The sequence below is a fragment of the Chromobacterium sp. LK11 genome, from assembly GCF_001043705.1.
GTDB lineage: Bacteria > Pseudomonadota > Gammaproteobacteria > Burkholderiales > Chromobacteriaceae > Chromobacterium > Chromobacterium alkanivorans.
In genome coordinates this window covers 72,913-85,663 of sequence record NZ_LDUR01000017.1, presented here as the reverse complement: position 1 = coordinate 85,663, position 12,751 = coordinate 72,913, and the positions used below count along the sequence as shown (strand labels likewise).

Below are 12,751 nucleotides of genomic sequence, written 5' to 3'. Positions count from 1 at the left end.
CAAGGAGCGGATATGGCGGACCAAGCTTTCGAACGAGGCAATCAATTGGCGGCGCAGGGCCGCTGGCGCGAGGCGGAGCAGGCGTTCGACCAGTGTCTGCGCCAGAACGCCAAGGACTGGCAGGCGCTGGCCAATCGCGCCAACGCCCGCCTGCGCCAGGGCGACAGCGCGCGCGCGCTGGACGACTACCTGGCCGCCGCCGCGCTCAATCCGCAGTCCGTCAACATCAAGTGCAATCTGGCGGTGCTGCTCAAGGAGCTGGGCGAGCTGGAGCTGGCGGAAGCGCTGCTGCGCGAGGCGCTGGCGGCGGAGCCCGAGCATGTCGACGCCTGGAGCAATCTGGGCGTGGTGCTGCAGCACCGCCTGCAATACCAGGAGGCCATCGCCTGCCATTTGCGCGCCATCGAGCTGGCCGGCGCGAGCCCGGCGCGCTGCAACAACCTGGGCTACGCCTGCACTTGCGCCTTACTGCTGGACGACGCCGTTGCCGTATTGCAGGGCGGGCTGGAGCTGGACCCGAACGACGCCAATCTGCGTTTCAGCCTGTCCATCGCGCTCTTGTTGGCCGGGCGCTACGCCGAGGCCTGGCCGTATTACGAGGCGCGCTGGGAGGCCATCCTGCAGCCGCGTCACCGCGAGCGGCGTTGGCAGGGCCAGGCGCTGGACGCGTCCACCCTGCTGTTGTGGGCGGAGCAGGGTCTGGGCGACAGCCTGCAGATGGCGCGCTTCCTGCCGCGGCTGCGGGCCGAGCATCCGCGGGCGCGGCTGCTGCTGGCCTGCCCCAAAACCTTCCATCGCCTGTTCGCCCAATTCGACGGCATCGAACTGTTGGAGCCGGACGCCGCGCCGGCTTTCGATTGGCAACTGCCGCTGATGTCCTTGCCCGGCGTGCTGGGCGTCACCCTGGACAATCTGTCCGCCCAGCCTTATCTGAGCGCGGTGCCGGCCGCCGAGGTCCCGCCGCGCGCCGGCGGCCGGCCGCGCGTCGGCGTGGTGTGGGAGAGCGGGCAATGGGGCGTGGGCAAGGCCGATCACTGGCGCCGCCACAAATCGCTGCCGCCGGAGGATTTCGCCGCGCTGTGCCGGCTGCCCGGCATCGACTTCGTGTCCTTGCAGCCGGGGGAGACGCCTGCGGCTTTGCAAGGCTTGTTGGCCGCGCCGGTCTTGAGCGACTTCGCCGACACCGCCGCCTGGGTGGCGGAGCTGGATCTGGTGATCACCGTAGACACCGCCGTCGCCCACCTGGCCGGGGCGATGGGCAAGCCGGTGTGGGTGCTGATGCGCGCGGAGAGCGCGCCCTTCTTTCTGGCCGCCGGCGAGCGCGCGCCGTGGTACGAGTCGATGCGGGTCTGGCGTCAGGCCGAGCCCGGCGTCTGGGCGCCGGTGCTGGAGGGCGCGGCTCAGGCGCTGGCGCAGCGTTTCGCCGCCGCTTTATGAGGCCGGGACTTTCACCAGCGGGCCGCGGCGCGGTAGAATGCGCGGCTGTCAACGCTTGTTAACGAGAATGGGCATGAAAAAAATCACGAAAGCGGTTTTCCCCGTCGCCGGACTCGGCACCCGCTTCCTGCCGGCCACCAAGGCCAGCCCCAAGGAAATGCTGCCGGTGGTGGACAAGCCGCTGATCCAGTACGCGGTGGAAGAGGCGATCGCCGCCGGCATGACCGAGCTGATTTTCATCACCGGCCGCAACAAGCGTTCGATCGAAGACCATTTCGACAAGGCTTACGAGCTGGAAACCGAACTGGAAAACAAGAACAAGCAGAAGCTGCTGGAAACCGTGCAGGGCATCATCCCGCCGTCGGTGTCCTGCATCTTCATCCGTCAGACCGAGGCGCTGGGCCTGGGTCACGCGGTGTTGTGCGCGCGGCCGGTGGTGGGCAATGAGCCGTTCGCGGTGATCCTGGCCGACGACCTGATCGAAGGCGCGCCGGGCGCGATGGAACAGATGGTCAAGCTGTTCGACGAAACCCACGCCTCGGTGCTGGGCGTGGAAACCGTGGCGCCGGAGGAAACCAGTTCCTACGGCATCGTCAAGGTGGCCCCGGACGCGCGCGGCCATCAGCAGGTGGAGCACATCGTGGAGAAGCCGCGCCCGGAAGCGGCGCCGTCCAATCTGGCGGTGGTGGGCCGTTACATCCTGACCCCGCGCATCTTCGACAAGCTGGTCAACACCACGGCCGGCGCCGGCGGCGAAATCCAGCTGACCGACGGCATCGCCGCGCTGATGAAGGACGAGCCGGTGCTGGCGCTGCCGTTCAAGGGCGTGCGTTACGACTGCGGCTCCAAGCTGGGCTATCTGAAAGCCACGGTCAATTACGGCTTGCAGCATCACGAGGTGGGCGCCGAGTTCGCCGCCTACCTGCGGTCGCTGGCCAAGAACTAATCGTTTTTTCAATCACGCCGCTCGGAATCATGAGCGGCGTTTGTACGTGTGAATCAAGGAGGCATCATGCCCAATATTGCCGAGGCCCGTGGCCTGATCAACAGTTCCGACGTGCTGTTTACCGCCGAGGAAGTCAGCGCGGCCGTTGACCGCATGGCGGTGGAAATCACCGAGGAACTGGGCGAAACCTATCCGCTGGTCTTGTCCGTGATGGGCGGCGCCGTGGTGTTCACCGGCCAGCTGCTGCCGCGCCTGGCCTTCCCGCTGGACTTCGACTACGTTCACGTGTCCCGCTACGGCGACAAGACCCAGGGCGGCGAGCTGGTGTGGAAGCAGGCGCCCAAGGAAGACGTGCGCGACCGCGTGGTGCTGGTGCTGGACGACATCCTGGACGAAGGCCACACCATGGCGGCGATCCGCGACAAAGTGATGGCCATGGGCGCCAAGGCCTTCTACAGCGGCGTGTTCGCCAACAAGCTGATCAGCAAGGCCAAGCCGATGCAGGCGGACTTCGTCGGCCTGGACGTGCCGGACCGCTACGTGTTCGGCTACGGCATGGACGTGCGCGGCGCCTGGCGCAATCTGCCGGCGATCTACGCGCTGAAATAAGCGCGGACTGATCGCGAAAAACCCCCGGCTCGCGCAAGCAAGCCGGGGGTTTTTATTTGATGACTTGGGTTTAGGCGCCGGAGGCCAGCGCCGCCGGCTGTTGCGCCTGCGCCAAGGCGGCGTTGACCTGCCAGTCGTTGCCGTTGCGCTGCAAACGCACCGGCCAGCGGTAGACCGCCAGCAGCCGTTCCGGCGTCAGCACCTGCTCCGGCGCGCCGGCCACCACCAGCCGGCCCTGTTCCAGCAAGGCCACGTGGTCGGCGTAACTGGCGGCCAGCGCCAGATCGTGCAACACCTGCACCACGGTGCGGCCCTGGCGCGACAACTCCAGCAGCAATTGCTGCAAGCGGTGCTGGTGGCGCAGGTCCAGATGGTTGGTGGGTTCGTCCAGCAGCAGCACCGGCGCTTGCTGCGCCAAGGCGCGGGCGATGGCCGCGCGCTGGCGCTCGCCGCCGGACAGCTGGTCCAGCCGCTTGTCGGCGTAATCGTCCAGCTCCACCGTGCCCAGCGCGTCCGCCACCGCGCTCTTGTCCTCCACTCGCGGTTGAGAGAAGGCGCCCAGATAGGGCACGCGGCCCAGCATCACGAACTCGCGCACCGTCAGCGGAATGCCGGCGGGAATGTGTTGCGGCACCCAGGCGATGCGGCGCGCGCGCACCGCCGGCTCCATGCGGCCTACGCACTGGCCCGCCAGGCGCACCGCGCCGGCGCTGGGCGTGTTCAGGCCGGCCAGCAGCCGCATCAGCGTGGTTTTGCCGGCGCCGTTGGGACCCAGCAGCGCGCTGACCCGGCCGGTGGGCAAGTCCAGATTGATGTCGTCCAGAATCCGCTTGCCGCCGATGTCGCAGGCCAGCTGGCGCACGCACAGATTAGTGGTTTCAGCCATTGATCAGACTCCTTTGTTGACGCCGGAACAGCCAGACGAAGAACGGCGGCCCGGCGAACGCCGCCATCAGGCCCACCGGCAGATCGATGGGCCAGGCGATGGTGCGCGCCAGCGTGTCCACCGCCAGCAAAAACAGCGCGCCGGCCCAGGCCGACAACAGGATCAGCCGACGGCGGCAGCCGCCCAGCAACAGGGCCAGCGCGTTGGGAATCATCATGCCGACGAAGCCTATCACCCCGGACAGCGCCACCGCGCCGCCGGTGGCCAACGCCGCGCCGACGGCGGTGAGGCGGCGGGTGCGGCGCACGTCTATGCCCAGCGAGCGGGCGGCGTCCTCGCCCAGCAGCAGGCAGTCCAGGTCGCGGCCCACCGCGATCAGGATCAGCAGGCCCAGGCCGGCCACGCCCAGGCAGGCCAGCAGCCGTTCAGACGAGGCCGAAGACAGATTGCCGGCCAGCCAGCTGGTGGCGGCGCGCAGGGTCAGGTCGTCGGACATGAAAATCATCAGGCTGGTGACCGCGCCGCAGAAGGCGCCCACCACCAGGCCCATCAGCAACAGGCCGGCCAGGCCGCCGCGGACCAGCCGCGACAGCAACAGGATCAGCCAGGTGGCCAGCAGGCCGCCGCCGAAGGCGGCCAGCGGCAGGGACAGGCCGGCGGCGCCGATGGCCAGCATGCTGACCACGGCCAGCGCCGCGCCGCTGGAGGTGCCGATCAGGCCGGGGTCGGCCAGCGGATTGCGGAACAGCGCCTGCAAGGCCGCGCCGCTGGCGGCCAGCGCCGCGCCCACGCCCAGCGCCGCGGCGATGCGCGGCAGCCGCAGCTGGGTCAGCAGCGGATCGCTGAAGTCCGGCCAGGCCAGGCCGTTGCCGCCGCTGGACAAGGCCAGCAAGGGCAGCAGCAGGCTGGCGGCGATCAGGCCCAGCAGCAGCCAGCGGCCGCGATTGGGCGCGGCGGCGTCCATGGTCAGCGCGCTCACATTTTCACCATCTGCTCGACCACCGCCGGGCTGTTCAGGCCCACCATCATCGCGTCCTTGGCCGGCAGCAGATAGATGCGGCCCTGCTTGCCGGCCGGGGTGGAGGCGATCTCCGGCCGCTTGGAGAAGGCCTCCTTGCCGCCGTGCACCGCGCCGGTGTGGCTGCCCAGGATGATCACGTCCGGCTGCAGGCTCTGCCAGGCGTCGCGCGCCATCGGCTTGAAGCCGGACAGCTGGCTGGCGACGTTGACGCCGCCGGCGGCGCGGATCAGGGTGTCGGCGGCGGTGTCGCGGCCGGCCACCAGCTGGCCGTCGTAGCTGACCAGGTAGCGCACGCCGCGCGCCGGGCGCGGCGTCATTTCGCGCTGCCAGCGGCTGGCCAGTTGCTGGGCGTTGGCGTCGCGGCCCAAGAGCTGTCCCACTTTGCGGATCGCCTCGGCGAAGTCCGCGCCGTCCTCGCGGCGCGTCACCTCCTCGGCGCGCACCTGCAACTGGCGCAGCTGGGTCCACACCGTGGGCGGCTGCGCCTCGGCGCTGCCCAGCACCAGGGTGGGTTTGAGCCGGGCGATGGTCTCGGCGTTCAGCGCGCGGGAAAAGCCCACCACCTGCGCCTGGGCCAGCGCCGGCGACTTGCTGGAGCGGTCGCGGCCGACGACTTCCTTGCCGGCGCCCAGCGCCACCACGATGTCGGCGATGTCGGGGGTCATCACCACGATGCGCTGCGCCGCCCAGGCGGGCAGCGCGGCGGCCAGGCCCAACAGGGCGGCGAAGGCGTATTTAGGCGACATCGGCGCGCTCCAGTGCCGGCAGCTCGCCCAGCAGCTTGATCCATTCCACGCGTTCCGCCTGGCCCGGCTTGCGCTCGCCGAAGAAGGTGGCCAGCGACAGGCCCTTGTCGTCGAACAATTCCAGCGAGGTCACCACGCCGTGATCGCCCGGCTTGCGGGTGACCCAGGCTTCGGCGATCAGATCGGTGCGCAGGTGCAGGTTGAAGTGCGGGTCCAGCACATTGAGCCAGTTGCCGACGATCTGCACATTGCGCACCGGGCCGGTGTGGATCTGGATCATGCCGCGGTTGCCGGCGAACACCATGATCGGGGCTTCGATATGAGCGGCGCGGCGCAGCAACTGCTCCACCGCTTCCGGCAGCACGCGCCAGGCCTGGCCTTCCGGCGCCAGGCGGAAGCCTTGCTGGCGGGACACGCCCCAGCGGCGCAGGAAGGGATGGAAGGCGTGCACGTCTTGCAGGCTCTGCCACTCTTGCTGGAAGCCGGCCTTGTCGATGGCCTCGTCGTCCAGCTCCGCCGCTTCGGCTTCCGGCGGGTCTACGCGCAGCGCGGTCTTGGGCGCGGCGAAGTTCTCCACCAGGCGCTGGTAGGCGGCCACGTCGCTATTGGCGGTCAGGTAGATTTTGTGCACCGCTTCGCCGAAACGGTCGAAGAACTGCAGGCTGCGCTGCTCGCCGCGCGCGCCGGCCGTGGTGACGGCGAAGGCGTGCTGCCAATGGAACAGGAAGATGCGCAGGTCGATCACCGGGTTGATGGCCAGGCCGATCTTGCCGTCGATCTGCACATTGCGGTAATCGCCGGTGGTTTCATGCACGCAGGCGTGATTGCGCGTCAGCGCCATCACCGGGCCCAGCTGGGCGATCTGGCCCAGGATATCGTTCCAATGCGGCTGCAGGGCCTGGCTGGCCGGATCCGCGGCCACCAGTTCGGCTTCGCTGACGCCCAGGGCGTCGGCGGCGTCGCGCGCGCGCAGTTTCGGCTGGCTGGCTTTCAGGACTTGGAAACGATCCCACAGCTGGCTGAAGTCGGTCATGTTTGGATTCTCCTTGGAACGATCAAAAACGGGCGCCCGCCGGGGAGCGGGCGCTTGCGGTTAGAAGGTGTATTCGACGCTGGCGCTGATGTTGCGGCCAGGCTGGGTGAACAGGTCCAGCGTGCGGTCGCTGCTGGTCTTGCCGCGCACGTCGGCGGCTTTCCAGTACTTCTGGTCGAAGACGTTGAACACGCCGGCGCGCAGCACGGTGTTCTTGGCCGGCTTCCAGTAAGCGGTCAGGTCCAGCACGGCGTAGCCGGGGGCTTTGAACGGCGGCGAGGTCTGGCTGCTGCCCTGTTGCGAGATATTGGGCAGGCGGTCGTTGGCGCTGGCCAGTTTCAGCAAGGCTTCGCCGCCGAAGCTCGCCTGGTCGTAGCGCAGGCCCAGCGTGGCGTTGAGCGGGGTGATGCTGGCCAAGGGCTCGTTCTTCTGCTTGTTCTGGCCATGGGTGTAGGCGATGGACGCCATCGCGCGCCAGCTCGGCGCGAAGCGCCAGGCGGCGCGGCCTTCCACGCCCTTGATCTCGACTTCGCCGATGTTCTGGTACTGATAGGCGGACAGGCCGTTGATCATGCCGATGTCCGCCAGATCGATGAAGTCCTTGTAGCGGTTGGCGTAGGTGGTGAGGCCGAAATCAAAGCTGTCCCACTGGCCTTTCAGCCCCAGTTCCACGCCGCGGCTGCTTTCGGACTTGAGATTGGGGTTGGGCAGCACTTGATAGCGCTGGATCTGGTTGGTGAACGCCATATTGGCGTCGTCGAACGGCGGCGCGCGGAAGCCGGAGGAGAACTGCAGGAAGCCGGTGTAGTGATCGGCGAAGGGCAGGCTCAGACCCAGCTTGGGCGAGAAGGCGCTGTCCTTGAAGGTGGGCACCTGATAGTTGTTGGGGTTGCCGTTGGCGAAGGCCTGATCCGGCTGCGGCGTCATCTTGTAGTGATCCCAGCGCAGCGACGGCGAGGCCACCAGGCCGTTGCCGAACTTGATCTCGTCCTGGACAAACAGGCCGATGCGCTCGGAGCGGCTGTCCGGGAAGGTCTTGTTGGGGTAGGTTTCGCCGCCGACGATATTGCTGGTGCTGCCGTTCGGGTTGTACTGGGTCTTGGTGCGCGGACGGCTGGTGTCGGTGCGGCTCAAGTCCGCGCCCCACAGCAGCTGGTGCTCGGCCGAGAGGGCCTTGAAGTTGTGCTCGGCTTCCAGAGTCAGGCCGTAGCTGTCCTGTTTGAAGCCGTAGTCGGACAAGATGCGCAGGCCGTTGCTGCGCCATTCGGTGTTGGTGTCCGCGTTGTCCAGCTTCTGGTAATAGGCTTTCACCGCCAGGCGGTCGAAGGCGCCCAGCTGCTTGCCTTCCCAGGCCAGCGACGCGCGGTCGCGCTGGGTGCGGTCTTTGGCCTGATTGTCGGTAAGGGCGTAAGTGGTGCGGGGAACCGGTCCCAGCGAGCTCAGCAGCGCGCTGTCGGTGTCGCGCCGATAGTGTTCCAGCGTCAGCTCCAGCCGCTGATTGGCGGCAGGCTTGAAGCCCAGCTTGGCCAGCACGTTGTCGCTGTTCCAGCTTTGCGGATTGGGCTTGGTGCGCAGCGTGCTGCTGCTGTCGTTATTGCCCTGGTTGTCGGTTTCGTGGCCGTTGCGGTGGGTGTATAGCACCATCAGATCGGTGCGCTCGCCCTTGACGCCCACGCCGGCGCTAGTGCCCCAGCCGTTGTTGGCGGTGCCGCCGAAGCCCTTGACGCTGCCGCCCACGCCTTGTTCTTCCGGCACGAAATCGTCCACGGTCTTGGTGCGATAGCCCACCACGCCGCCGATGGCGTCGGAGCCGTACAGGCTGGAAGTGGGGCCTTTGACGATGTCGATGGCGCGCAGGGTTTCCAGTTCAACGTAGTCGCGGCCGGAGATGGCGCCGCTGTTGTTGCCGCCGCCGGTATAGGATTCCGGCAGGCGGATGCCGTCGATCAGCATCAGGATGCGGTTGCCGTCTATGCCGCGGATGGTGTAGCCGGCGTTGCCGCGGCGCGCCGGATCGGTGGCCACTTCCACGCCGGGCTCGTATTTGACCGCGTCGGCGATGTCGCGCACCAGTTGATCGTCCAGCTTGTGACGCGAGATCACGCTGGCGTTGGGCGCGGTTTCCGCCAACGATTTGCTGCTGCGGTGGGCGGTGACCTGAACGGTCTCCAGTTCCGCCGGCGTCGCCGCCAGCGCGGGCCAGGCGGCGGCCAGGCTCAGAACCAAGGGGGTGGCGCGAAATAAGGCCATGGAAACTCCAAACTTCCTAAGGTTGGGTGCTTCCGCTGGCTGGCGAGTCCTGGCTGGCTTGCGGTGTGTGTGGTCTGGGACCTATTTGATCAGGATGAGCTTGCCGTTGCGCGTTAACTGCAAGCGGTACATCTCGCCCTGATGCTCGATCAGGATTTCTCTGCCTTTGGCGAACAACTCGCAGCTGCGCAGCACCGGGGACAGGCTGGCAGCGCCGGTTCCGGTGCCGGGCTTGGAGGCAGTGTGGGCGTGCATGAATTTATCCATAGCCAAATGGTAACGATTCTCATTATCGAGTTCAACCAAGAAATGTGATTATTACGCATGAAAAGTGCCAAATTGTAGCGGGATGGTCACAAATGGCCTGGTTGAGCCGCTGCGGGCTAGGGATAATGGCGGTTTTTGCGCGGAGAGGCGGATGGAACTGAACGCTTTGATCAAGCCCTTGCCTTGCCCGGCGGGGGCTCCGCAGGGCTTGCTGCTGTACCGCGTGCGGCTGGATGTGGATTGGCCGGTGGACGAGGCGCTGCTGGCGGGCTTGAGTCCAGACGAGCGCAAGCGCTGCCTGCGCTATCTGCGCACCATCAATCAGTTGCAGTTTGGCCTGACCCGGCTGGCCTTGCGGCGTTTGCTGGCGCAAGAAACCGGCCTGGCGCCGGACGCGCTGCGGTTTGAGCAGGGCGAGCACGGCAAGCCGGCTCTGGACTGGGCGGCTGCGCCGGTTTTCAACGTGTCTCATTCCGGCGCCTACGCGCTGATCGCCATCGGGCGCGGCGGCCAGGTGGGCGTGGACATCGAAACGGTGCAGCCGATGCGCGACGTGCCGGCGCTGGCGGAGCAGACCTTGCTGCCGGGGGAGCTGGAGCTATGCCGGCATGGCGGGGACGTGGAGGCTTTTTTTCAGCTGTGGACCATCAAGGAGGCGGTGCTGAAAGCCTGGGGCGTGGGCATCGCCCAGCATTTGTCCGCGTTTGAGGCGCTGGAACTGACGCGCAGCGAACTGCCGTTGCGGATTGCCGCTCCCGAGCGCTGGCCGGCGACAAGGGCCTGGGCGCTGGAGGCGCCGGAAGGGTATCGGGCGACCTTGGCTTGGGCAGAGAGCTAAGAGCCTGTTCAAAGTCTGCTGCGCTTCAGCGATACGGCGTTGAAAACTAGCTCAAAATGCTCATGTACCACGTGTACATTCCGCTTTTTCGCTAGTTTTCGCCTTGTCTCGCCCTTGCTCGCGAGACTTTGAACAGTCCCTATGAAGCTGTTCACGATCTGTTGCGCCTTGTGGAGCGTTACCTGGTGAGTGCGCCTTAGCCCGCGAGGCTGAGCTCCCAGGCGCAAGCTGAGGAGGGGTTGCTGGTTTGTGTCAGAATGGTCTTGCGCGAATCAATGCAAACCAGATGGCTATTGCGGACGGCTTGCGCGGCAAGCCGTTTGTCTTTGTGGTGTGGTTTGCGCGGACGACAAAAAACCCGTCATGTTGCCATGACGGGCTTCTTGAGAAAGCTGGCGTCCCCACGGGGAATCGAACCCCGGCTACCGCCGTGAAAGGGCGGTGTTCTAACCGCTAAACTATAGGGACTTAAATTGTGGCGCACCCGGAGCGATTCGAACGCCCGACCCTCTGGTTCGTAGCCAGATACTCTATCCAACTGAGCTACGGGTGCTAGTGGCGTCCCCACGGGGAATCGAACCCCGGCTACCGCCGTGAAAGGGCGGTGTTCTAACCGCTAAACTATAGGGACACTTTAAGTTGTGGCGCACCCGGAGCGATTCGAACGCCCGACCCTCTGGTTCGTAGCCAGATACTCTATCCAACTGAGCTACGGGTGCGCTGTCTTGCGAGACGTTGTGTCTTGCGAGAAGCGGAATAATATAGATCCGGCTTTTGAGCGTCAAGGACTTTTGAAAAAAATTTCACATGGCCGCGAGCGGGCGGATTCAGGATGTCGCTTCATGCCAACATGCTAAGTCCGATCTTCCGGCCAAAGCCCCTTCCCGGGGCTTTGGTCGTTTATAAGGCTCAGGCCAGTTCCTGCATTTGCATCGTAGTCTGTTGCAGGCGGCGGGCGAAGGGTTCCAGCAGGCAATACACCTGCTCGCATTCCAGCGTGTCTAGCTTGGATTGCTCCAGCATCGCCGCCAGCGCCGACAAGGCGGTGCTGACTTGATTGAATTCCAGGCTGAGCAGATGAAGGCTGTGATCGAAGTGTTCGCAGTACTCGTCGAGTTGCCGCAATAGCGGGTCAATGGGGTGGAGCGTGGCGTCCTGCTGACGCAAGCTTTTCAGCTGGAGCAGCAAGGTGGATAGCGATGGGATGTGGTGGGGGCGGGGAGAGTTAGGCATGGTGCCTCCATGATGTACGGTATGTTTTCCGCGGCCCACTTCCTACGGTGGGCGGCAGCCCGAACGAGGGTAGGAATACCGGCATCATGGAACCGGCCAGCCCGTGGGCTGCCTCGCCCGGTCTGCCTTTGAGGGCATGACAAGGCACGGACATAGTTGCTCTCGCAGTGATGTCCGCCATGATGCTGCTCGGGTTCCTACGCCCGGTGCTGAATTACAGCACGGCCGGATTATCACGTGCCTGTGGCGGGGAGGCAAGGGGCGGGCGTCCGCTATGGCGGCGCAGCGAGGCCGGGCGCGTTTGAGTTCGGCGTTTCCTCCGGCGGCAGAGGCTTAGAGTCTGTTTATGATCTTTTGTAGGTGTGGTTAAACGCTGCTAGATATGTAGGAGACCACGTATCCGACGCGCCCCAGGTCCCTTCAAGCCTGCCGACGGGTGGCAGGCCCGAGGTCTTAAGCGGCTGCTTGTTCGAGCAGCGCGACGTTAGCGCGCTGCGAGTTCAGCCGCGCCTCGGGACTGACGGGAACCGGCGGGAAGCCGTAGGCCAGGCTTGCAGGGCGGCCTTTGGGGTAAAGGGGAATTTGGCCGCGCAAATTCCCCTTTCCGTTTGCCGGGCGGAACCGGCCCTAAATCATCATCCGCGAAGCGGATTCAATGCCTTGAACAATACTTCCGATCAGAAAAGATCGTGAACAGGTTCTTAGGCAAGGTCCGGCATGGCGGCTGCGTGGCTGGACAGCGCGTCGGCGAGTTCGCTGTTGAGATGAGCGAGCACGGCGTCCCGGGCGCTGGCGATGAAGAAGTGGTCGCCGTCGAACCAGTGGACGCGCGAGGGCGAGGCGGTTTCCCGCTGCCAGCCCTCGGTTTGCTCCGGCAGGCCTTGACGGTCGCCGCGGCCGGCCAGCACGGTGATGGGCAGGCTCAGCGGCGGGGCCGGCTGGTAACTATAGGTTTCCACCAGTTCGAAGTCGGTGCGCAGCGTGGGCAACAGCAGGTCCATCATTTCCCGGTTGGCCAGGATTTCCGCCGGGGTGCCGTTGTAGTCGCGCAGCGCGTCGATGAAGCCGTCGTTGTCCATCCGGTGCAGCATGCGCGGCGGCTGGCGGTGTTGCGGCGCGTCGCAGCCGGACACGATCAGCCTTTGCGGCAGCGGCCGGCCCCGGGCGCGCAGCAGCCGCGTCAGTTCGAAGGCGATCAGCCCGCCCATGCTGTGGCCGAAGAAGGCGAAGGGCAGCGGGTCGTCCAGGGGCAGTTCCCGCGCCAGCGCTTCCACCAGCGGCGGCAGCGCCTTGAAGCCGGCCTCGCGGAAGCGGGCGGCGCGGCCGGGCAGTTGCGCGGCGCAGACTTCCACTTCGGCAGGCAGCTTGCCTTGCCAGCCGGCATAGGCGCCGGCGTGGCCGCCGGCGTAGGGAAAGCAGTACAGGCGCAGCCGCGGCGGCTGGCTGCAGGGCTGGCGCTGGAGCCAGGGTGAGGGGTGCATCGAT

12 protein-coding genes and 4 tRNA genes are annotated in these 12,751 nt (G+C 66.1%); 4 read left to right on the top strand and 12 right to left on the bottom strand.

Translation table 11 applies throughout. The features are described from left to right. The first annotated feature begins 12 nt into the window (after positions 1 to 12). From VK98_RS12825 to VK98_RS12815, 3 genes are all read left to right on the top strand, one after another. Positions 13 to 1,437: a tetratricopeptide repeat protein gene (locus VK98_RS12825; protein WP_048414400.1), complete on the top strand. Its 1,425-nt coding sequence runs from the start codon at positions 13 to 15 to the stop codon at positions 1,435 to 1,437. A 73-nt stretch (positions 1,438 to 1,510) separates the two neighbouring features. Beyond that, a complete protein-coding gene (galU, locus tag VK98_RS12820; protein WP_048414440.1) occupies positions 1,511 to 2,383 on the top strand; it encodes a UTP--glucose-1-phosphate uridylyltransferase GalU in 873 nt (290 codons plus the stop codon). Positions 2,384 to 2,449: 66 nt separating this feature from the next. Further along, positions 2,450 to 2,992 carry a hypoxanthine-guanine phosphoribosyltransferase gene (locus VK98_RS12815; protein ID WP_048414399.1) on the top strand — a complete coding sequence of 181 codons (543 nt, stop codon included), beginning with the start codon at positions 2,450 to 2,452 and terminating at the stop codon, positions 2,990 to 2,992. A gap of 70 nt (positions 2,993 to 3,062) precedes the next feature. Here VK98_RS12815 and VK98_RS12810 read toward each other — a convergent pair whose 3' ends face one another. The 6 genes from VK98_RS12810 to hemP all read right to left on the bottom strand — a co-directional run bounded on the left by VK98_RS12810 (position 3,063) and on the right by hemP (position 9,183). Further along, complete coding sequence (locus VK98_RS12810) at positions 3,063 to 3,878, bottom strand: ABC transporter ATP-binding protein (RefSeq protein WP_048414398.1); 816 nt, start codon at positions 3,876 to 3,878, stop codon at positions 3,063 to 3,065. Further along, on the bottom strand, positions 3,871 to 4,857 hold the full coding sequence (locus VK98_RS12805) for an iron ABC transporter permease (protein ID WP_231589274.1): 987 nt from the start codon (positions 4,855 to 4,857) through the stop codon (positions 3,871 to 3,873). Before VK98_RS12805 ends, VK98_RS12810 begins: the two co-directional genes overlap by 8 nt. After that, positions 4,854 to 5,645: a hemin ABC transporter substrate-binding protein gene (locus VK98_RS12800; RefSeq protein ID WP_048414397.1), complete on the bottom strand. Its 792-nt coding sequence runs from the start codon at positions 5,643 to 5,645 to the stop codon at positions 4,854 to 4,856. The genes VK98_RS12805 and VK98_RS12800 overlap by 4 nt, the downstream gene beginning before the upstream one ends. Beyond that, positions 5,635 to 6,678: a hemin-degrading factor gene (locus tag VK98_RS12795; RefSeq protein ID WP_048414396.1), complete on the bottom strand. Its 1,044-nt coding sequence runs from the start codon at positions 6,676 to 6,678 to the stop codon at positions 5,635 to 5,637. The genes VK98_RS12800 and VK98_RS12795 overlap by 11 nt, the downstream gene beginning before the upstream one ends. A gap of 60 nt (positions 6,679 to 6,738) precedes the next feature. Beyond that, positions 6,739 to 8,928, bottom strand: coding sequence for a TonB-dependent hemoglobin/transferrin/lactoferrin family receptor (locus tag VK98_RS12790; protein WP_053077369.1), 2,190 nt, complete (start codon positions 8,926 to 8,928; stop codon positions 6,739 to 6,741). Positions 8,929 to 9,009: 81 nt separating this feature from the next. Continuing rightward, a complete protein-coding gene (gene hemP / locus VK98_RS12785; RefSeq protein ID WP_082158981.1) occupies positions 9,010 to 9,183 on the bottom strand; it encodes a hemin uptake protein HemP in 174 nt (57 codons plus the stop codon). A 163-nt stretch (positions 9,184 to 9,346) separates the two neighbouring features. Here hemP and VK98_RS12780 point away from each other — a divergent pair, with 163 nt between their 5' ends. Continuing rightward, the gene (locus VK98_RS12780) at positions 9,347 to 10,033 is read left to right on the top strand and encodes a 4'-phosphopantetheinyl transferase superfamily protein (protein ID WP_048414394.1); all 687 of its coding nucleotides are present in this window, start codon (positions 9,347 to 9,349) and stop codon (positions 10,031 to 10,033) included. Between the two features lie 393 nt (positions 10,034 to 10,426). Here the strand turns inward: VK98_RS12780 and VK98_RS12775 are convergent. From VK98_RS12775 to VK98_RS12750, 6 genes are all read right to left on the bottom strand, one after another. After that, positions 10,427 to 10,501: transfer RNA gene (locus tag VK98_RS12775), tRNA-Glu, on the bottom strand. A gap of 8 nt (positions 10,502 to 10,509) precedes the next feature. Then, positions 10,510 to 10,586, bottom strand: a tRNA-Arg gene (locus VK98_RS12770). 3 nt (positions 10,587 to 10,589) lie between these two features. Then, positions 10,590 to 10,664, bottom strand: a tRNA-Glu gene (locus VK98_RS12765). Between the two features lie 11 nt (positions 10,665 to 10,675). Beyond that, positions 10,676 to 10,752 (bottom strand) — tRNA-Arg (locus VK98_RS12760). A gap of 190 nt (positions 10,753 to 10,942) precedes the next feature. After that, positions 10,943 to 11,266: a hypothetical protein gene (locus VK98_RS12755; protein WP_156187854.1), complete on the bottom strand. Its 324-nt coding sequence runs from the start codon at positions 11,264 to 11,266 to the stop codon at positions 10,943 to 10,945. A 701-nt stretch (positions 11,267 to 11,967) separates the two neighbouring features. Beyond that, positions 11,968 to 12,747 (bottom strand): thioesterase II family protein, encoded by a 780-nt coding sequence (locus VK98_RS12750; RefSeq protein WP_048414393.1) that lies wholly within the window; start codon positions 12,745 to 12,747, stop codon positions 11,968 to 11,970. Positions 12,748 to 12,751 lie beyond the last annotated feature (4 nt).

Excerpts from the sequence above, each read along its gene's own strand:
- VK98_RS12825 (WP_048414400.1), top strand. The coding sequence starts at position 13 with ATGGCGGACCAAGCTTTCGAACGAGGCAATCAATTGGCGGCGCAGGGC.
- galU (WP_048414440.1), top strand. The coding sequence starts at position 1,511 with ATGAAAAAAATCACGAAAGCGGTTTTCCCCGTCGCCGGACTCGGCACC.
- VK98_RS12815 (WP_048414399.1), top strand. The coding sequence starts at position 2,450 with ATGCCCAATATTGCCGAGGCCCGTGGCCTGATCAACAGTTCCGACGTG.
- VK98_RS12810 (WP_048414398.1), bottom strand. The coding sequence starts at position 3,878 with ATGGCTGAAACCACTAATCTGTGCGTGCGCCAGCTGGCCTGCGACATC.
- VK98_RS12800 (WP_048414397.1), bottom strand. The coding sequence starts at position 5,645 with ATGTCGCCTAAATACGCCTTCGCCGCCCTGTTGGGCCTGGCCGCCGCG.
- VK98_RS12795 (WP_048414396.1), bottom strand. The coding sequence starts at position 6,678 with ATGACCGACTTCAGCCAGCTGTGGGATCGTTTCCAAGTCCTGAAAGCC.
- VK98_RS12790 (WP_053077369.1), bottom strand. The coding sequence starts at position 8,928 with ATGGCCTTATTTCGCGCCACCCCCTTGGTTCTGAGCCTGGCCGCCGCC.
- hemP (WP_082158981.1), bottom strand. The coding sequence starts at position 9,183 with ATGCACGCCCACACTGCCTCCAAGCCCGGCACCGGAACCGGCGCTGCC.
- VK98_RS12780 (WP_048414394.1), top strand. The coding sequence starts at position 9,347 with ATGGAACTGAACGCTTTGATCAAGCCCTTGCCTTGCCCGGCGGGGGCT.
- VK98_RS12755 (WP_156187854.1), bottom strand. The coding sequence starts at position 11,266 with ATGCCTAACTCTCCCCGCCCCCACCACATCCCATCGCTATCCACCTTG.
- VK98_RS12750 (WP_048414393.1), bottom strand. The coding sequence starts at position 12,747 with ATGCACCCCTCACCCTGGCTCCAGCGCCAGCCCTGCAGCCAGCCGCCG.